The organism is Cyclobacterium qasimii M12-11B (assembly GCF_000427295.1).
GTDB lineage: Bacteria > Bacteroidota > Bacteroidia > Cytophagales > Cyclobacteriaceae > Cyclobacterium > Cyclobacterium qasimii.
Genome location: NZ_ATNM01000098.1, coordinates 1 through 21202 on the forward strand (window position 1 = coordinate 1; position 21202 = coordinate 21202).

The window sequence follows — 21202 nt, forward strand, 5'->3', positions numbered from 1 at the left end:
TTGCGGCATTCACACATGCCTTTTTGCTTGGTCAAGCTTTGGTACTGTCGCCCGTCACCTCTTTCTCCTTTGACCCACCTCCGATACATTCACAGGACTATACTGTCTTGTATCAAACTTTCCTTATTTAATCCTTCTAGATAACCCGGTCAGCTACTGACCTGTTTTTCTGCTGTTTTTAAAAATGGCAGTCTATTATCTAGTATTTCATTCTATAGGATTAAATCATGCTTAATTCAATTATCAAGTTTTTCCTTGAAAACAGACTTGTTACTGTTCTCCTTATTCTGGTAATAGTTATGTGGGGAATTGTCACTGCACCATTTGGCTGGCAGGTTGGCTCTTTACCGTCTGATCCTGTTCCAGTGGATGCCATTCCTGACATTGGCGAAAACCAACAAATTGTATTTACACAATGGCCGGGAAGATCACCACAGGATATTGAAGATCAAATCTCCTATCCTTTGACCACCTATTTATTGGGTATTCCTGGTGTGAAATCAATTAGGAGTTCATCCATTTTCGGGTTTTCCAGCATTTATATTATTTTCAATGAAGACACGGAGTTTTATTGGTCGCGCTCTCGAATTCTGGAAAAGCTCAATTCACTTCCTACCGATCTGCTTCCAAGTGAAGTCCAACCTGGTTTAGGGCCTGATGCTACGGCGCTTGGTCAGGTATATTGGTATACCATTGAAGGGCGGGATCAGGAGGGGAACGCCACAGGCGGTTGGGACCTACATGAAATCAGAACAGTCCAGGATTTCTATGTCAAATACGGATTGAATGCTGTGGAAGGCGTTTCAGAAGTTGCTTCTATAGGTGGATTTGTTCAGGAGTATCAGGTAGATGTAAATCCAGATGCATTAAAAGCTTACAATATCCCCTTGACCAAGGTGATGCTGGCAGTAAAGCAATCCAACAGAGATGTAGGTGCTAAAACAATTGAAATTAATCAAGCCGAATACTTGGTTCGAGGACTTGGCTATATAAAATCCATAGCCGACATCGAACTTGCCGTAGTAGCCGTGCAGGACAATGTCCCAATCCGCATCAAAGACATCGCAGTGGTTCAATTGGGGCCAGCGACTAGAAGAGGACTTTTGGATAAAGGAGGAGCAGAAGTAGTAGGGGGAGTGGTCGTAGCCAGGTATGGTTCCAACCCACTGCAAGTCATCAATCAGGTAAAAGATAAAATTAACGAAATAGCTTCAGGGTTACCTCGAAAAACACTGGCAGATGGAAGGGTCAGTCAACTGACCATTGTCCCTTTTTATGACAGGTCTACGTTGATTCAAGAAACTTTGGGCACCCTTGAAGAAGCACTTTCTTTGGAGATTTTAATTACCATTCTTGTAGTCATAGTAATGGTGTACAACCTAAGGGCATCGGTTTTGATTGCCAGTTTATTGCCAATTTCCATCCTGATGGTTTTTATTGCCATGCGCTATTTTGGTGTTGATGCCAACATCGTAGCCCTTTCGGGTATAGCCATAGCCATAGGTACAATGGTGGATTTAGGAATTATACTGTCTGAAAACATTATCAAACATGTAGATGAAGCCCCACCGGGTCAGAAATTAATTACGACTATCTACAATGGGTCCACAGAAGTAGCTGGAGCCATTCTTACCGCTGTTTCAACAACAATAGTAAGCTTTATCCCGGTATTTACCATGCAGGCTGCTGAAGGAAAGCTTTTTGGGCCTTTGGCTTACACCAAGACTTTCGCCTTGATCGCTGCATTAATCGTTTCATTACTGATCCTTCCCAGCATTGCGCATACATTTTTTGGCTTTAAAATAAGTAAACCGAACTACAGAAGGGTTGGAAATATTCTGCTTGTTTTGGCAGGTATAGTTGCTCTTTTTATGGGATTTATTTGGTCTGGAAGCCTACTCATTTTACTTGCAGGAATTGCACTTCTGAGAGAATATGTTGCGTACAGGAACATCATCATTTCTGATAGGATTAAACCTATCTATACTAACCTGGAAATTATCGTAGTTATCGCTGGTGTGCTATGGCTTCTGGCGGGTTATTGGCTGCCTTTGGGTCCTACTAAATCACTTTTACTCAACTTTGTTTTTGTAGCCTTATTGGTCAGTCTTATTTTGGGTGCTTTTATTCTTTTAGAATACAACTACAAGAAAGTATTGACCTGGTGCCTTGACCACAAAGCAGCATTCTTAACTGTTCCAGCTTTAATTATACTGTTTGGAACAATGGTTTGGATAGGCTTCAATAGCACCTTTAGCCCTATTCGAAAAGCTAGCAATGGGCTGGGCTGGAATATTCAGGATTCCAATATTTGGTCAGGATTAGCGCATACTTTTCCTGGAATGCAGAAGGAATTTATGCCTTCCTTAAACGAAGGGAGCTTCTTGCTGATGCCAACTGCCATGCCACATTCTGGAATCGCATTTAACCGTAAAGTCCTGGGGCAACTAGACATGCGCATTAGCAGTATTCCAGAAGTTGATCTAAGTGTAGGAAAGCTTGGGCGCGTTGAATCGGCACTAGACCCTGCTCCAATCTCTATGTATGAGAATGTGATCAATTACAAACCGGAATATTTATTAAATAAAAAAGGGCATCGACAGCGATTCAAGGTTGACAGTGACAACAGGTTTATTTTATCCTCCGGCGATAGCCTATCCAATACAGATGCGCTTGCAGAGGGGGTTTCAGCTTCTCAGCTTATTGTAGATGAGAATGGAATGTATTTTAGAAATTGGCGGGAGCATATCAATTCTCCGGATGACATCTGGAATGAAATAGTAGCCGTAACTAAAATCCCTGGGGTTACTTCTGCTCCAAAGTTGCAGCCCATAGAAACCCGGTTAGTAATGTTGCAGACGGGTATGCGGGCTCCCATGGGGATGAAAGTGTATGGTCCCGATTTGCAAACCATTGAGGATTTTGGTATTCAGGTAGAAAACATACTAAAGCAGGTGCCGTCAGTGAAAACTGAAGCGGTATTTGCTGATAGAATCGTAGGCAAGCCTTACCTGCACCTTAATATCAACCGAGAGCAAATAGCAAGGTTTGGGCTGAGTATTGAGGATGTTCAGACCATCATTGAAACGGCAATTGGTGGGATGAAAATCACTACTACCGTAGAAGGAAGAGAACGCTTCCCTGTTCGTGTTCGCTACCCTAGAGAACTTCGTGATGACCCTGAATCATTGGGGGAAATATTGATTCCTACACCTACAGGTGCCCAAATCCTGCTTAGCCAAATCGTCGATTTTGAATATTTAAGAGGGCCTCAGGCGATCAAAAGTGAAGAGACATTCCTGGTAGGGTATGTACTTTTTGATAAAAGGGAGGGTTTCTCAGAAGTTACTGTCGTAGAGGATGCTCGTAATTTGATTCAAAGTAAAATCGAATCTGGTGAACTGGAAGTGCCCGCTGGGGTTTCATTCAAATTTTCAGGAAGTTATGAAAATCAAGTGCGGGCAGAAAAAAGACTGGCTGTGATCGTCCCACTAGTACTATTGATCATTTTCCTCATTCTCTATTTTCAATTCAGGTCCATAACTACTTCGCTAATGGTCTTTACAGGAATTGCTATGGCATTTAGCGGAGGTTTTATCGCCTTATGGTTTTATGGTCAGGTTTGGTTTGGTGACTTTAGCCTTTTTGGGACAAATTTCAGGGACCTTTTCCAAATACATACGATTAATTTAAGTGTTGCTGTCTGGGTGGGTTTCATCGCCTTATTTGGCATAGCAACGGATGATGGTGTGCTTATGGCGACTTATCTAGATCAGAGTTTTGCAAAAAATAAAACAGATAATCTCAAAGGGATAAGGAACGCAATTGTGGAAGCTGGACAGCGCCGAATCAAGCCTGCGATCATGACCTCAGCAACCACGATCATCGCTTTGCTGCCGATTCTGACTTCTTCAGGAAGAGGATCAGACATTATGATTCCCATGGCTATCCCCGCCTTTGGGGGCATGATTGTAGCAGCCATTACCTATTTTATTGTACCCGTGTTGTATTCAATTCGAGAAGAAAGAAAACTTAAAAAAGCTATAAAATGAAAGCCTTAGCATTATCTATAACGCTCGTGTTGGTTCTGGGTTATTCTGGAATAGGACAAACTTTAGAGGACTATTATGTGATAGCTGCTCAAAACAATCCAGGGCTCAAAGCAAAATACAAAGCATTTGAGGCGGCGATGCAAAAAATCCCGCAAGTCAATTCACTTGCTGATCCTAAACTGTCTTTTGGCTATTTTATTTCGCCAGTAGAAACAAGGAATGGACCGCAACTGATGCGGTTTTCATTGACCCAGATGTTTCCCTGGTTCGGGACCTTGCGCCTCCAGGGAGATGTGGCTACAGTTCTGGCAGAAGTAAAATACCAGGAATTCCTGGATGCCCGGAATAAGCTTTACAGTCAGGTTTCAGCGGTGTATTATCCACTTTTGGAGACAAACGAGCTGATTGAAATTGAGAAAGAAAATCTTAAAATTCTTACGACTTACAAATCCATTGTTACTTCGAAATTTGAAAATGGTAGTGGATCACTGGCTGATGCACTTCGGGTAGATATCATGAGCACCAGCGCCAAGACCAATCTTGAGGTGCTAAATAAAACGATTCAATCGGCCAATGCCTGGCTAAATGCTTTGCTTGGAAGGGATAATGATTCACCAATTGAACTGGAAGAAAAGCTGATCATTCCGAATACCCCAACTGAAGTATTAATTGATTCCCTGCAGAACAATCCTTTATTGGAAAGTTTGGAGCTAAAAATTCAGGCAAGCGACCTCAATCAAAAATTGGCCACCAAACAAGGCTTGCCAAAACTTGGGGCAGGAGTGGAGTATGTGATTTTGGAGACTGGCAAAGACCTGGTGACAGCAAACAATGGCAAAAATGTTTTTATGCCCACTGTTACGATGAGTATTCCCGTTTTTAGAGGTAAATACCGGGCATCAAAAAAAGAAGCTGAGCTTCTCTCAGAATCCTATCAAGCGGAAAAGAAAGATGTTTCCAATCAGCTTTATGGCTCCTTTTATAGGTTTAAGATAGCAATGGAAATCCAGCTTGATCTTATTTCTTCCTACGACCAGCAGGTTCAAATCAGCGAACAGACACTTGAATTGTTGTATCGTTCCTATGCCAATTCTGGGAAAGATTTTGAAGAAGTATTACGCCTTCAGCAGCAATTGCTGGAGTACCGAAAAATGAAGATAAAAGCCTCCGTAGCCTACTACGCTGCTGAGGCGGAACTTAATTATTTAACCGCTAAAACTTACTAACATGAAAAGCAAGAATTATCTAAAGTTCTCCGCAATGATGGCTGTCTCATTTGTCATCATGTATGCCGTAATGTTTTTAAATGCAGATCTTTTTGACCATGTAATGTTAAGTACTACCAGGACCTACATGACAATATTGATGGTAGCGCCAATGGCAGTGTCCATGCTCCTTTTTATGTGGGGGATGTATGAAAATAAGAAAGTCAATTTTATGATTCTTGGTACCGCTGTCATTTTATTTATAGCTACGCTAACCATGCTCCGAAACCAAACTTTGATCGCTGATGTACAGTGGATGAAAGCGATGATCCCTCATCACTCCTCCGCTATCATGGTCAGCCAAAAAGCGCATCTGAAAGATCCGGAAGCCCAGCAGTTAGCAAAGGATATCATTGAAGCGCAAAAGAAGGAAATTGCTCAGATGAAGGCAATGATTAAGCGACTTGAGGAATCAGAGTAAAAACCACTTCTAACTAAACTTTTCAATCATGGAACATACACATCAGCATGACAATCACAAGGCCCACGACATGTCCAAAATGGCAAACGAGGACAAGCATGGAAATCATGACCACAGCATGCATCATATGCACATGATAATGGATTTCAAAAAAAGATTTTGGGTCTCCCTACTAATTACCTTGCCCATAATAGTGATGGCTCCAATGATTCAGGAACTGCTAGGGTATGAATTCACCTTTCCGGGGGATCGCTATGTGCAGTTTGGACTTTCTACCCTGGTTTTCTTTTATGGTGGGTGGCCATTTTTGACTGGATTAGTAGATGAGTTGAAGAAAAAATCGCCTGGAATGATGACACTCATTGCCCTGGCAATTTCAGTCGCTTATTTCTATAGCTCAGCTGTGGTCTTTGGCCTTTCTGGGAAAATATTTTTCTGGGAACTTGTCAGTTTGATTGATATCATGCTTTTGGGGCATTGGATAGAAATGAAATCAGTGATGGGGGCCAGCAATGCCTTGCAAGAATTGGCCAAAATGATGCCTTCTGAAGCCAGGAGAATAAAAGCAAATGGTGAAACTGAAGAGGTGCCTGTGGCTGATCTTCAGGAAGGAGATACAATTCAGGTTAGACCAGGAGAGAAAATTCCGGCAGATGGGATAATTCTGGAAGGAAGCAGTCATGTAAATGAATCCATGCTTACCGGAGAATCAAAACCTGTAGAAAAACAAAAAGAGGATGAAGTTATCGGTGGTTCTATTAACGATAATGGAGTACTTAAAATCAAAGTGCGCCATACAGGTAAAGATTCTTATTTATCCAAAGTAATTGGATTGGTGACTGAGGCACAACAAACGAAATCAAAATCTCAAAACCTAGCTAATCGTGCGGCCGGCTGGCTTTTTTACATTGCTCTAGGTGCTGGGATTGTTACTTTAATCGTATGGTTAAGCCTGGGTAAAGAATTCGACTATGCTTTGGAACGCATGGTAACCGTTATGATTATATCATGTCCCCATGCATTGGGATTGGCTGTTCCATTGGTGGTGGCCATCTCCACATCGGTTTCAGCCAAGCATGGGCTGTTGATTCGAAATCGAACAGCATTCGAGAATTCCAGAAAATTAACCACAATCATCTTTGATAAAACAGGTACGCTGACCAAAGGCGCATTTGGAGTGACCAGGTATGAGTCTGTAACTGATTCGCTGGAAGCAAATGAATTGCTACGTTTGGCTGCTTCACTAGAAAGTGTTTCTGAACACCCTATTGCTGCAGGGATTGTCAGAAAAGCAAAGGAATTGGAGCTAAAACTTAGCGAACCTCAAGGGTTTGAAAATATCACTGGAAGAGGAATCAAAGCAAATCTGGAAGGGAAGGAATTTTCCATTGTCAGTCCTGGAAGTTTGAAAAAAGAAGGTATAGACCAGCCAGAGGGCGCTTTTAGGACAGAAGATGAAACGGTCGTTTTCGTGCTTTCGGAAGGGAAGTTGATCGGGTATATAGCCCTTGCAGATGAAATTAGAGAAGAGTCAAAAGAAGCTATTCAAACATTGAAAAAGCAGGGACTTAAAGTGCTGATGGCTACAGGAGACAACGAAAAAGTAGCAAAAGCAGTAAGTGAAACACTGGAATTAGATGGTTATTTCGCAGAAGTATTACCGGAAGACAAGCAGAAGATCATTAAAGATCTTCAGGGGAAAGGAGAATTTGTAGCGATGACTGGAGATGGTGTCAACGATGCTCCAGCGCTTGCCCAAGCGGATGTAGGCATTGCAGTAGGTTCTGGTACCGATGTGGCGGCAGAAACAGCCGATATAATTTTGGTAAACAGCAATCCAAAAGACATAGCAAGTCTTATTCTTTTTGGAACAGCTACTTATAGAAAGATGATGCAAAACATCTGGTGGGCAGCGGGCTATAATATTCTGGCTGTTCCACTTGCAGCTGGTGTACTTGCAGGAGTTGGTATTATTCTTAGTCCGGCCATTGGAGCAGCTTTGATGAGTTTAAGTACTGTAATCGTAGCCCTTAATGCGCAGCTGTTAAGAAAACAAATCAAAATTTAACCATTGAATACCATGAAACAGAAACCTATAAAATCTATTCTATTGGGTTCAATGCTGGTGTTATGCACATGGAGTTTTTCTTTGGCACAACAGGTTAGTCAGGACACAATTGTTTATACGCTTACGATCGAAGATGCGCTGGTAGATAAAACTGGGAAAAATATTAAGGCCATTACGGTAAATGGAAGTATTCCTGGCCCAACTTTGCGTTTTAAGGAAGGTGGGTATGCGGTAATTTATGTCAAAAATGAAATGGATGTAGAAACGTCTGTGCACTGGCATGGATTGATTTTACCAAATTTCTTTGATGGAGTTCCTTATTTGACAACGCCGCCTATCAAACCTGGAGATACTCAGAAATATGAATTCCCGCTCAAGCAATCAGGAACATATTGGTATCATTCACACACAATGTTGCAAGAGCAAAGTGGTGTGTATGGCTCATTTGTTATTGAGCCAATAGAGCAAACACTTGAATATGATCACGATTTGGTATTGCTTTTATCTGATTGGACCACTGAAAAGCCCGAAAACGTACTACGAAATCTAAAACGAGGCAACGAATGGTACAATATAAAAAAAGGTACAGCTACCCCATTAAACAAGGTGATCAATAGAGGTGGGTTTGGCGCACAGATGAACTTCTGGAAGCAGCGAATGGAAGGTGCTGACATTGCCGATATTTACTATTCGGCTTTTTTAACCAACGGAGAGAAAAGTGTTGACTATCCTGAATTCAAGCCGGGAGAAAAAATCCGTTTACGGATCATAAACGGATCTGCATCTACCCAGTTTTGGCTAACATTTGGAGGAGAAAACCCGGTACTTGTGTCTTCAGATGGATTGGATGTGGAGCCAGTTGCACGAGAAAAAACCTTTATTGCAATAGCTGAAACCTATGATTTTATCGTAGAAATCCCTGAAAATGGGAAATTAGAAATTAAGGGAACTGCCCAAGATGGATCAGGTACAACCAGTGCTTTTTTAGGGAATGGGGAGGTTATGGCTGCACCTAATATTGCGATTCCAGATAAGATCGGGATGATGATGAAAATGGCTAAAATGGATATGAAAATGGGAGCTCCAGCCATGAAGGCCAATCCGAATGATGAGAAACCTTTGGAAATGAAAGAAAAATGGGGGATGCAAATGGAAGGAGATTCAGAAATGAAGGGTAGGAATCATTCCAAGATGGATAGCCATGGTCCGGATTCGAATATGAATTCAATGGATACACTTACTAAAAGGGAGGACCACACTACTATGGACCATAGTATGGCTGAAGGTAAAATGCAAAATAAAGGCGTGGGTATGGATGTGGCTGAAGGTGAAATGCCTGGCATGGACATGTTTGCTGAATACAATTACGACTATCTCAAAGCTAAGGAAAAAACTAATTTCAATGCGGAAAAACCGGTAAACGATGTGCTCCTCAACCTAACAGGGAATATGTGGCGATACATCTGGAGTATGAATGGCGTACCACTCTCAGAAGCGGATAAAATTAAAGTTGAAGCTGGAAAAGTAACCCGTATTACACTTAACAACCTGACCATGATGCATCACCCTATGCATCTTCACGGGCATTTTTTCAGAGTTATCAATGCCAATGGAGAATATTCGCCTTTAAAGCATACCGTTAATGTTCCTCCTATGCAACAGGTTGTTATAGAATTTGATGGAACAGAAACTGGAGACTGGTTTTTCCATTGTCATGTATTGTATCACATGATGGGAGGGATGGCAAGAGTGTTTTCATATGACACACCAAGGGATCCAAGGCTCAAACCTTTTTCACTAAAAACACTAACCCAAGAAGGCAATCACCTATTCAATTGGGGAACGGCGACGGTAGCTTCCAATAGCACATCATTGAATTTGGTATCGTCCAATATTCGAAACCAGGTCAATCTGGATGCTGAGGTAGGTTATAATCAGAACATGGAATTGGAATTCAGTTATGAGCGCTATATCTATGACTATTTTAGGTTGTTTGTAGGAGTGAATTCAGAGAATAAGGTATCTAAAGACTGGTCAGAACTTAGCACAACTGCTGTTGCAGGAATTAGGTTTCTGACACCCTATATGTTTAATCTGGATGTTAGAATGGACAGTAAGCTCCGACCTGAATTCCGGATCAGCCGAGAAATTATGGTTTTTCCTAGAACATCCATTTTTGGCAATTATGAATACCAGATGGATTTTGGTTGGGCCAACGACCTTCCTGAATTAAAAAATGGCCTGCCTTCAAACTATGAAGGAGAAACCACTTGGTCTGCAGGAGTTAATTACATTCTATCAAGAAACTTATCCATCACAGGAAGCTATGACAACCGCTTTGGAGGTGGAGGCGGACTAATAATGCGCTTTTAAAAAGCAATGAAATCCTTTTTAATGAAAGGGTAAAATACTGAACATATGAAAAAGATCATTAAAAATAAAGTCCTACTGATTGCTATCACATTGATTGTGGGGGTGTTGATAGGCTGGCTGATTAAGCCATCGGTAAATCCTGTTGAGCAATCATCAAAACATGAGCATGAAGCGTCCATTGCTGGCATTTCTTCCATTTATACTTGTTCTATGCATCCGCAGATTCGTCAAAGTGAACCTGGTGACTGTCCTATTTGTGGCATGGACTTGATTCCATTGGAAAACGAAGCCGATGAAGCGGACCCAATGTCCATCACAATGTCTCCCGCGGCCCTTCAACTCGCCGGAGTGCAGACGATGACGGTAGAGACTGGGAAAGCTGATAAGACAATAAGATTGAATGGGAAAATTCAAGTGGATGAGCGGTTATTGTTTACACAAGCAAGCCATATTCCAGGGAGAATTGAACAATTGATGGTGAATTTTACAGGCGAGTATATTGCCAAGGGCCAGACCATCGCCTTGGTATATTCGCCACAACTTGTCACCAGCCAGGAGGAACTTCTTCAAGCGAGTAAATTAAAAGGGGAGCAGCCCGCACTGTTTAATGCTGCTGTGGCAAAATTAAAAAACTGGAAGGTTTCAGAAGCTCAGGTTGAACAGATTTTGAGTTCTCAAGAAGTGATTAAGAATTTCCCTATTAAAGCAAATGTATCTGGTTTTGTGTCTCAAAAATTCGCGAATCTTGGTGATCACCTCATTAATGGGCAGGCCCTTTATGAGGTGTCAAACCTAGCCAATGTTTGGGTATTATTTGATGTCTATGAATCTGAAATTCCTTGGATAAAAACTGGGGATGAAGTAAGCTATACTGTACAATCTATCCCTGGAAAAACGTTTACAGGAAAAATAGACTATTTGGACCCGATCATAAATCCTGCTACCAGAGTCGCTTCTGCCAGGATAAGCGTTGCCAATCCGAAATTGAAATTCAAACCTGAAATGTTTGTTTCGGGAATTGTTAAAAGTGCTATTAATGGCTCAGATGAGGCTATTGTAGTGCCAAAGACTGCTGTCATGTGGACAGGAACTCGGTCTGTAGTATATGTGAAAAAAGCTACTGACCAAAATGTATCCTTTCAATTGCGTGAGGTAACTCTTGGTTCAGCTTTAGGAAGCGAATACCTTGTCGAAACTGGTCTTCGCTCAGGAGAAGAAATTGCAGTAAACGGGACTTTTAGCATTGATGCCGCTGCACAATTGGCAGGCAAGCCGAGTATGATGAGTCCTGATGGTGGGGCAGCAATGACGGGCCATAACCACGGAGGTATGGAAATGACTACGGTAAGCCAAACAGATGGCCCGACAAATCACGGGATCGCTCAAAATGCTAAGGATGAGTTGATTCCTATTTTTGAGCATTATTTGAAATTAAAAAATGCACTGACTCAGGACGATTTAAAGCGTTCAATATCACAGTCCAAGGAAATGCTTACCTATTTGTCTAATGTAAACATGAAAGTCTTCAAAGGGGATGCGCACATGGAGTGGATGAAATACCAGAAAAGCCTGACAGCTTCCCTTGAAAATATAGCAGGGCAAAAATCATTGGAAGAGGTACGCAAGTCCTTCCTTTCGATTTCCGATGAGATGATTGGTATGGCTGAGAAATTTCACCCCTTTCCTAAACCACTATTTGTGCAACATTGTCCAATGGCTGATACCAACAGGGGGGCAGATTGGTTGAGCCTGGAAGAAAAGGTCGTCAATCCCTATTTTGGACAAGCAATGGAAACCTGCGGCGAAGTAACCAAAACCATTAAATAATTAAACATATAATATAGAACAATGAAAATTCAAAAATCAATTTTATCAACAGCCCTAATTGCTGGCCTATCCTTATCCCTTATCGCTTGTAGCGAAAACAAAAAGGCCGAAAAATCAACGGTGGTAACATTAGAAAATCTAGACAATCAAAGCAAAGCTATAAATGGAGAGCCAACGAAAACAGATCTGATTGATGGCTACTTAGAAATAAAAAAGGCCCTAACTGAAGATAATTCAGCTGGTGCAGTTAACGCCGCTGTTCATCTCGAGGAGTTAGTACAGGCAATTACATTTAAAAGTCTGACTCAAGAACAGCTAAATGAAGTAAATGCAAATTTAGAAATCATTAAGGAGCATAGTGAGCAAATCAAGAAGAATGAAATTGATCTCCAGATAGCACATTTTGAAGGAATGGGGAAAAATCTTCAGGACCTCTTGTCAATAGTAGGTTCAGACAGAAAATTATATCAGCAACATTGCCCGATGTTTAATAAGAATGAAGGTGGAATGTGGTTGAGTGAGAATGAAGAGATAATCAATCCTTTGTTTAAAGGTGAAATGAGCGCTTGCGGTGCCGTAAAAGAAGTCATTGAAGCAGGATAAAAAAGATTGGAGGAGTAAGGAATGTCGTTAATTTGTTTTGATAGACGTGTTAATTTTGTTAAATTAATTCATTAAAAAACTAGAAATCGAATATTTATTCTGTACTTCTACAAACCATCTCATCATGAAGACTCTTAAAATAGTACTTATCACCCTTTTAATTCTGGTGGCAATTCCTTTCATAGCAGGGGTATTCATTGACCAGGAGTATTCAGTAGTTAGGGAAGTGACAATTGATCAACCCAAAGAAGAGGTCTTTGAATACGTTAAACTACTCAAAAATCAGGATAACTTTTCGAGTTGGGCCCTAAAGGATCCTAAGATGACAAAAAGTTTTAAAGGCGTGGATGGAGAAGTAGGCTTTATCTCAGGATGGAAAAGTGAAGATCCGAATGTTGGAATAGGGGAACAAGAAATATTAGCAATCGATAATGGCAAAAGGATTGACTATGCGTTAAGGTTTAAGGAACCCTTTGAGGCATCTGATAAAGCCTATATGGCGTTTGAAAAAATAAATGAAACCCAAACCAAAGTTATCTGGGGATTTGAAGGTAAAATGGATTACCCGATGAATACCATGTTACTAATGATGGATATGGAAGAAATGATTGGAAATGATTTTCAAGAGGGACTACAGAAATTAAAATCAATACTCGAAAAATAGTGGATTGTCTGGGTTTGTTTTTGCTCCTACAAATGATGTATTCGCAAAATTACCTGAGGGTGGGATGTAAACTTTAAAACAATAAAATGTGGTTGCATTGAATGACTCAATGCAACCACATTTTTTATTTGTTGTTTTTATTTTTTAGCCCCTCTTCAGATAGATAGACCACTGAATTGTACTGGTTAAGTTCAAGGCAAAAATCAATGTCTTTTTCCAGATCGTGATTTTGCAATCTCTTTGCGTGAGAAGCTTTTTGAAGGTATTCTCGCAACCCTCCATTTACTTGTTCATAGATTGATTCCATTGCCAAGGTAGCATCACATTCATGTTTCCAGCCCAATGTCCATGACAATGCGCCGGCATACAAGGAGTCTTCCAGATTAAATTTACCTTTCCAGCCTGCGCACAGTACCAATACATCATTTGTAGAAGCTTGCAAATAATCTACTGTGGCTTGAAGATTCAGAAATGAGCCAATAAGTACCTCCGCGGCATGTTCCCTAGCCAAAGAAATAGCCCTGGTACCATTTGTAGTTGTCATGGCTACATTTTGACCTGCTAGGGCTCTGTCTAAATAAGCCAAAGGACTATTTCCTAAATCAAACCCTTCGGCTTGTTTGCCATTGCGTTCTCCGGCGATTAGCCATCCCTTTTTTTTGTAAGCTTTACACTCGTCCAGGTCTTTAACAGGTACAATTACATTCACCCCATTGGAAAGGGCTGTAACCATGGTAGAACTGGCTCTAAAAATATCAACAACGATTACTGTTTTGTTCGCTAACTCGTGCAGGTCCAACAAGTCAGGACTGATACAGGTTTCTATGGTTTTCATTTCTTAAGCAGGGGTAGTTTTTCTATTTTGGCAGAGATTCTTTTTTTTCTTATTTCTATACCAATTTCATTTCCTGGTTTGGCATATTCTATGTCTACATATCCTAAACCAATACCAACTCCCATACTGGGTGATTGACTTCCTGAAGTGACTTCCCCGATAACCTTTCCCTCTGCATTTACAATTGGGTAGTGTGCCCTTGGAATTCCTCTTTCCTGAAGTTTGAAGCCTACTAACTTTCTTTTGAGCCCCGCTTCTTTTTGCTTTTTTAAATCCTCATGGTTGATAAAGTCCTTGGTGAATTTGGTGATCCAGCCTAACCCGGCTTCTAATGGTGAGGTTTCATCATTAAGCTCATGGCCATAAAGGCAATATCCCATTTCCAAGCGAAGGGTATCTCTTGCACCAAGCCCTATAGGTTTGATGTCCAACTCACTGCCTGCTTCAAAAATAGCATTCCATACTTTTTCGGCCGATTCATTTTTCATGTACAATTCAAAACCCAGCTCACCAGTATAGCCAGTAGCAGAGATAATTACATCTTCTACTCCCGCAAATGTCCCGGTCTCAAAATGATAAAAAGGAATGTCTTTTAGAGAAATGGAGGTTAAGGATTGAATGGCCTTGATGGCGTTTGGTCCTTGAACGGCAAATAGGCAGGTTTGATCTGATATGTTTTCCAGCTTTGCTTTTTGGGTATTGTGTTGCTGTACCCATTCCCAATCCTTGTCGATATTGGATGCATTTACTACGAGCATGTAGCGTTCTTCATCCAGTTTGTAGGTCAAAAAATCATCCACTACGCCTCCCTGAAGGTTAGGGAAACAAGTATATTGTGCTTGTCCGATTTTGAGTGTAGCCGCATCGTTGGAAGAAACTTTTTGAATTAGGTCAAGGGCATTAGGTCCCTCTACTATAAATTCACCCATATGGGATACATCAAAAACACCAACATTTTCACGAACGGTTTTGTGTTCCTCCATATCAGAACTATACCTCACTGGCATGTCATACCCTGCAAAAGGTATCATCTTCGCGCCTAAAGCATGATGTATGTCATTAAGAGTTACTTTTTTTACATTCTCCATTAATATACGACGTTATTTTAAAAGCCTAAAGGTAAGAAATGTGCTTAATTTAATAGAAAAGGATTTAGAAAAAGATCGCTTCAAAGGGATACAATTTAGGCCTGGTCAAAAAAAACAGCACTAATTCTAGTAACCAGGGTTTTGAATCAACTTAAAATTAGCCGACAACTCCCTAAGGGGAATAGGGAAAATTAATTTTGGGTCATCGAATGAATAACTGAGTTCAGGGTTATTATTATCTACTATTGCACCTTTGGTGCGTTTAAGGTCATGCAAAATATGTCCTTCATGTGCCAGTTCTAATTTTCGCTCTTTAAGTATCTCCTCAAGATTGATATTGCTTTTCTCAGGCAAGGAAACTCTTGTTCTAATTCTATTAATGTCATCCAGGGGTATTGCGCCTACACTTGACCCTTCACGAAAGTTTGCTTCAGCACGTGTCAGGTATAATTCTGCTAGTCTTATGATTTTGACATTGGTATACTGATCCCTCCATTTATCTGTTCGTATCCCCCCAGCTCTTTCTTGGTATTGTAACAAACGATCGTCTCCAGCCTCGTAAAGATTTAGATGATTCTGTAAAATACTTACATCCCCATCTCTGCCTCCAAACTCAGGTGTGGAATAGAAAAGATGCATGGCATTCTCAGGGTCTTGCGAATTAACTTGTATGGTGAATAGATCTTCAGGACCATCGGATTCCTTGTTAAAGACATCCATATAGTCGGGCATGAGTTTTTTATCGTAGGCGCTGGCCAGGTCTATACTTCTATTGGCTGCATCCCTTGCTGAGGCGAAATCCCCGACCTGTAAGTAAACTCTTGAAAGAATCGCAGAGGCAGCGTAACTTGAAGCAAATATGCCGTTGGTTTCTGGTAATAATTGTTCTGCATTGGTCAGATCTTCAATTACTTGTTGATAAACTTGTTCTACGGATTGACGTTCAATAACGCCATTGTTTTTGACTCCTCTGGAAGGGGTTAGTATCAATGGAATGGCCAGGTTAGTGTCTGTGTTTCCAGATACATAAGGTAAACCATAAAGTTTTGCCAGTTCGAAATACACCACTCCGCGAATAAATAGTGCCTCACCTTTGACCCTGTCTTGATCTTCTTCCTTGACTATCGCTAGGGCATCTAGGATGTTGTTGGTTATGTTTATCGTGTTATAGGCCGAAAGCCAGGTGTCTGTGACAAATGTATTGTTGGTTAAAATGCTTTTATTTAGCATTTCTCGGGGTTGGGTGAAAGTCCCTTCCCAACGTATCTCATTATTGGCAGCAAGCATTTCGCTGTAAAGAAGAATTCTTCCTCCCCATAAATCTGATTTTCTAAGATTAGCATAAGCGCCTATAAGGACACGTTTGATATTGGCATCACTTTCAAGAGCTGTGAGTTCATCTATTTCCTGTGCTGGTTTTAAATCCAGCTGCTCGTTACACGATAGGGTGAAAAAGCCGAGGCAAAGTATAATCGGTATATAAAAGACTTTTGATGGCATATTTAACATATTTAAAACCCTAAATTCAGTCCGATGGAGTAAGTTTTGGCCTGAGGGGCCGAATATAGATCAACACCTTGGAATAAATTGGCATTGGAAAAACTATTGGACAAGGCTTCTGTACCTACTTCAGGATCCCATCCATGGTACTTGGTAAAAGTCAGCATGTTTTGCGCAATAATATAAATTTTGGCATTATTGATTTTCAATTTCTCATTCCATTCTTCAGGGAAATTGTAGGCCAGTGATATTGTTTTTAACCTGAGATAACTTCCATCAGATATGTACCTGCTCGAAGCACTGCAACCATTGCAATAACCCAATCGGGCCTGAGGTACGTCTGTCAGGTCTCCAGGTTCTTGCCATCTTTCCATCTGCGCTACTGTATTGTTGTCAAACCAGTTAGCATTATTGGCATAATACCCACCTGCAGCTTCATAAATTTTATTGCCATAGACTCCCTGTAAAAGAAAAACCAAATCAAGATTTTTATAAGAGATTTCATTCGTTAGTCCGCCAATAAAATCTGGGTTTGGACTTCCCAGAAATAAACGGGCAGCGGTATTGTAATCACTGGTCGTTTCAGTTTGTGCCTCGTCTTTGAAATAAAGTGCATCTCCATTAGCAGGATCTACTCCAGCATATTTTGGCCCGAAAAATACTGCCATAGGTTGATCGACATAAATTCCGTTTAGATAACTTGAATAAGGTGGAGGGATAGCAGATTGGTCTTTGGAAAGGGCTCGTACCCTGTTGATATTTCTAGCAAAATTGAAAGAAGATTTCCAGACAAGATTGCTATTGCTATAGTTGATGGAATTTAGCAATACCTCGATTCCATAATTCTGCATCTTCCCAATGTTTTGCCTTTGCGTTGCAAATCCGGTAGTGGCTGGAACAGGGACAAGCAACAAAAGGTCTCGGGTCATTTTATTATAAAAATCTACTTCCCCAGTAAAACGATCTTCAAAGAACCCAAACTCCAAGCCAAAATCAAATTGCTGGGTTGTTTCCCAGGTAAGGTTTGGGTTGGCTATCTGAGTAGGGGATAAACCAGGACTGAGGCCATAGGGCAAAGGTTCATACAATCCCATGTGATCAAAATCGCCAATTAGTGCATTGCCGGTAATGCCGAATGAGGTACGGACCTTAAAGTAGCTAAGATAGGAGTTGTCTTTAAGGAAGTCCTCCTCACTAACAAGCCATCCTAAGGAGCCTGCAGGGAAAAAACCGTATTTTTCACTTTTACCAAACCTGGACGAACCATCATATCTTGCACTCAGGCCAAGTAAATACTTCCCGTCCAATTTATAATTTACGCGGGTAAAGTAAGAGAGGAAAGATGCGTTTGTAAGTGTAGATAAACCATCCACAATCTCTGCCGCAGATTTAAGAGTAGTAAGACCATCCAAAGGAAATTCCTGACCATCTACACTTGTGAATCTATTTTCACTTTTCTGAAAAGACATGCCCAAGGTTGCTTCCAATTTATGTGGGCCTTGAAGGAAAGGTTGATAGGTAAAGAAATTATTGGTGTTGTATGTAGCGATTTTTAACCAGCGGGACGATCCGTAACCATTTGAACTTTGCCCTGTGGCTGTACGTGACCCGAAATAACGGTCATCGTTCTGTACGAGGTTGTCTAAGCCAAATTCGGATCTAAAAGTAAGGTTTTTAGCGACATTCAACTCACCATAAATACTGTTGATGTTTCTTAAACTTGTGGTGGTCCAAGAGGAATTTTCAGAGTCTATAAGATTATTGTAATAGGTAGTCGTGGGACGGTCAGTTAATTCTCCATTCAAGTCCCTGATTGGAGAGATGGGAGCCAAAGCTACCAGTTGCATAGGGCTGTTGAATTGATTGTCGCTGGGCAATGAATTGGTAACTGTTCTTGTCAAACTAAAATTAGCACCAAACCTGAATTTTTCTGAAACGTTGTGGTCAAAATTAAGTCTGCCGGATATACGTTCAAAATCGTTACGGATCAAAATACCATCCTGCTTGTCATAAGCACTTGATAAATAAAACCTTGTTTTTTCATCCCCACCTGAAGCTGAAAAATTCACATTGGTGACACCAGCGCCTCCATTGAAAGCCTGGTCTTGCCAATTGGTGTTGATGGCGCCATCTCTCCAGTCTGAATGGCCAGCATACTGGTCCAATCGATTTTCTACATATTGAAGGTCTGAATCAGGATAATCCAATGGGTTGTTCAAAGGGTCCTTATTAGCGGCCAGATCATTGTTATAACCTGCTTCACGAAACAATTCAACGTATTGGCTCGCATTCAAAAAATCCATTTTTCGTGTAGGGCTACTGATGCCCCTTTGGATTCCTACATTGAATTTAGTTTTTCCTGAACTGCCTTTTTTGTTGTGATGACCACGACTCCATTTGATCCTCTGGCGCCATAGATCGAAGCTGCAGCCGCATCCTTCAATACATTGATTGATGCTATGTCTCCCATATTAATCATAGACATGGGATTGCTGTTGTCTATACTGCCTGCCGTAGTTACAGGGATTCCGTCTATAATATATAAGGGGTCGTTGCCTGCAGAAATCGAGGTAGTGCCTCTTATTCTTATTTTTACACCGTCGCCTAGTTTTCCGCTGGAAGAGGCCACAAAAACACCAGCTAACCTTCCCTGCAAAGTTTCTTGAAAGTTTGGCACTGGAATATTGGCAATTTCTTCTCCTTCAATTTTGGAGACATTTCCGGTCAGATCAGACTTATTTATACTTCCATACCCTACCACCACGATTTCATCAAGTGTATTTAAATTAGGTACAAGCCGGATGTTTATTTCCCTTTTGTTTTTGACGAGAATTTCTTGCTGAATAAAACCCAAATAAGAGCAAATGATAGTTTCTTTGCTGTCTAGGGTTAATTGGTATCGACCTGAAATATCCGTGACTGTAGACTTTCCAGATTCTTTGATGCCAATACTCACTCCTGGAATTCCCATTCCATCCTCATCCGAAATAACTTTTCCGGAAATTGTTATGTTTTGGGCCAAACCTAATAGCGGCGATACCAATAACATAACCAACACAATAAAAATATTGCTTCTCATAAATTAAACTGGTGGGTAAAAAAGGGCAATTAGGTGATAAGAAAATCTTATTTAACTTAAGGACTTAATACAATGTCCAAGGTTAGGTTTATAGGCTAAACTGAGACTAATGTAGTAAAAAATTTAACTTTTGGCATAGTCTTATCTGAATTATGTTGAATTCTAAATTATAGATTCCTGAAATCATCAAACACTTAAGGTATTAGTTTAGTGGGTGTTAAACATTTGTAGGGAGCCATTTTCTTACCAAGTTCAATGTCAAATTGTACTTTTTAAATAAACTTTTACTTACAGGGTTCACATTAGTAGGGGGTAAAATGCCTAACCTTCTTTTGATTGAAAGAAGGTTGTTAGGTTAAAGCAATAGTGCGAGGTAGGTATTCTATCTCTTTGTGTATTTTCTTTCCAAACAGCCCTTTAATTGGCTAATCCTTAGTTTAATAGTCACGCGATTGTTTGGGTATTTAGGGGCGATTTTTCTTGCTCATAAAATGCTGCCCGAGATGGCTTTTGGTGCTCTACTAAACAATCCCCAAAATCAAGTAAAAAAAATAACCTATCATGGGAGCGAAACATCATGGCATATAAAACAAAAAGCCCAAAATAGGATCGTAAAATCCATATTTTGGGCTTGTATATGTTATTGAATTATTAGATGGAAAAGCTTTCCCCACAACCACATGTTCTAGATGCGTTTGGGTTGACAAATTGAAATCCTTTGCCGTTTAATCCGTCACTAAATTCTAAAGTGGTTCCTGCGAGATATAGCAAGCTTTTTCTATCCACGATTATTTTAACTCCTTTGTCTTCAAAAACATGGTCTGAATCCGAGGTAGCATTGTCAAATCCCAGGTCATACATTAAACCAGAACAACCTCCTCCTTTGACAGACACTCTTATATTTTCTTCTTCATTCCTGTTTTCTTCCTGTCTAAGTTCAAGGATACGATCCTTGGCTTTTTCTGAAATGATGATCATATCTTTTAAAGTTTATTTACCCTATTCATTAACGACAATTAACCAGTAATGTTGGAAATAAATTCCATTATTCCTATCGAATTTCACCCCAAAGTTAACAAATCAAAATGGAATATAGGCTATAGCTGAAATAGAGGTTTATTCCTCATTTGGCAGAAACAGATTTTTTTGTTTTTTAGAATGAATCTCGACCGATGGACTGCAACAATTAAGGCGAGCCATCTATAGGTGATAACCATTGCCTCAGGAGGTAATGGTTTTTGACTTTATTTGGTACTATTGTTTTTAGAATTGGTTACAAGGCTATTATAAATGGATAGGGTTATGGTAATTAAATTCCCATTTTGAAGCTCGTTCTTAAGAATGATATTGATGAAATGGCACAGCTCACAAATTAATCGTACTTTTGTGCTGGAAATTTATTGCCCTTGATTGCAGGGCTTATTACC

14 protein-coding genes are annotated in these 21202 nt (G+C 40.5%); 8 read left to right on the top strand and 6 right to left on the bottom strand.

Features of this window, described 5'->3' with window-relative positions; genetic code table 11:
- Window positions 1-227: 227 nt before the first annotated feature.
- The 8 genes from ADICYQ_RS10475 to ADICYQ_RS10510 all read left to right on the top strand — a co-directional run bounded on the left by ADICYQ_RS10475 (window position 228) and on the right by ADICYQ_RS10510 (window position 13273).
- Window positions 228-4052 (top strand): efflux RND transporter permease subunit, encoded by a 3825-nt coding sequence (locus tag ADICYQ_RS10475; protein ID WP_020892668.1) that lies wholly within the window; start codon window positions 228-230, stop codon window positions 4050-4052.
- On the top strand, window positions 4049-5278 hold the full coding sequence (locus ADICYQ_RS10480; protein ID WP_020892669.1) for a TolC family protein: 1230 nt from the start codon (window positions 4049-4051) through the stop codon (window positions 5276-5278). The genes ADICYQ_RS10475 and ADICYQ_RS10480 overlap by 4 nt, the downstream gene beginning before the upstream one ends.
- 1 nt (window position 5279) lies before the next feature.
- Window positions 5280-5738, top strand: a complete 459-nt coding sequence (locus ADICYQ_RS10485; protein WP_040415683.1) for a DUF305 domain-containing protein — start codon at window positions 5280-5282, stop codon at window positions 5736-5738.
- 28 nt (window positions 5739-5766) lie between these two features.
- The gene (locus ADICYQ_RS10490; protein WP_020892671.1) at window positions 5767-7806 is read left to right on the top strand and encodes a copper-translocating P-type ATPase; all 2040 of its coding nucleotides are present in this window, start codon (window positions 5767-5769) and stop codon (window positions 7804-7806) included.
- 12 nt (window positions 7807-7818) lie between these two features.
- Window positions 7819-10179, top strand: coding sequence for a multicopper oxidase domain-containing protein (locus ADICYQ_RS10495; RefSeq protein WP_020892672.1), 2361 nt, complete (start codon window positions 7819-7821; stop codon window positions 10177-10179).
- Window positions 10180-10224: 45 nt separating this feature from the next.
- Window positions 10225-12006: an efflux RND transporter periplasmic adaptor subunit gene (locus ADICYQ_RS10500; protein WP_020892673.1), complete on the top strand. Its 1782-nt coding sequence runs from the start codon at window positions 10225-10227 to the stop codon at window positions 12004-12006.
- A 21-nt stretch (window positions 12007-12027) separates the two neighbouring features.
- Window positions 12028-12609 (top strand): DUF3347 domain-containing protein, encoded by a 582-nt coding sequence (locus ADICYQ_RS10505; protein WP_020892674.1) that lies wholly within the window; start codon window positions 12028-12030, stop codon window positions 12607-12609.
- A 124-nt stretch (window positions 12610-12733) separates the two neighbouring features.
- Window positions 12734-13273: an SRPBCC family protein gene (locus ADICYQ_RS10510; protein ID WP_020892675.1), complete on the top strand. Its 540-nt coding sequence runs from the start codon at window positions 12734-12736 to the stop codon at window positions 13271-13273.
- A gap of 124 nt (window positions 13274-13397) precedes the next feature.
- Here the strand turns inward: ADICYQ_RS10510 and ADICYQ_RS10515 are convergent, their stop codons facing one another.
- The 6 genes from ADICYQ_RS10515 to ADICYQ_RS10540 form a co-directional block, all read right to left on the bottom strand.
- Window positions 13398-14108: a 2-phosphosulfolactate phosphatase gene (locus ADICYQ_RS10515; protein WP_020892676.1), complete on the bottom strand. Its 711-nt coding sequence runs from the start codon at window positions 14106-14108 to the stop codon at window positions 13398-13400.
- Window positions 14105-15196: a glycine cleavage system aminomethyltransferase GcvT gene (gene gcvT / locus ADICYQ_RS10520; protein WP_040415685.1), complete on the bottom strand. Its 1092-nt coding sequence runs from the start codon at window positions 15194-15196 to the stop codon at window positions 14105-14107. Before gcvT ends, ADICYQ_RS10515 begins: the two co-directional genes overlap by 4 nt.
- A gap of 126 nt (window positions 15197-15322) precedes the next feature.
- On the bottom strand, window positions 15323-16696 hold the full coding sequence (locus ADICYQ_RS10525) for a RagB/SusD family nutrient uptake outer membrane protein (protein ID WP_020892678.1): 1374 nt from the start codon (window positions 16694-16696) through the stop codon (window positions 15323-15325).
- Between the two features lie 11 nt (window positions 16697-16707).
- On the bottom strand, window positions 16708-19152 hold the full coding sequence (locus ADICYQ_RS10530) for a SusC/RagA family TonB-linked outer membrane protein (RefSeq protein ID WP_316929294.1): 2445 nt from the start codon (window positions 19150-19152) through the stop codon (window positions 16708-16710).
- Entirely contained in the window at window positions 19035-19775 is a 741-nt protein-coding gene (locus ADICYQ_RS28495; RefSeq protein WP_020892680.1) for a TonB-dependent receptor plug domain-containing protein, read from the bottom strand. The genes ADICYQ_RS10530 and ADICYQ_RS28495 overlap by 118 nt, the downstream gene beginning before the upstream one ends.
- A gap of 651 nt (window positions 19776-20426) precedes the next feature.
- A complete protein-coding gene (locus ADICYQ_RS10540) occupies window positions 20427-20753 on the bottom strand; it encodes a HesB/IscA family protein (protein WP_020892681.1) in 327 nt (108 codons plus the stop codon).
- Between the last annotated feature and the right edge of the window lie 449 nt (window positions 20754-21202).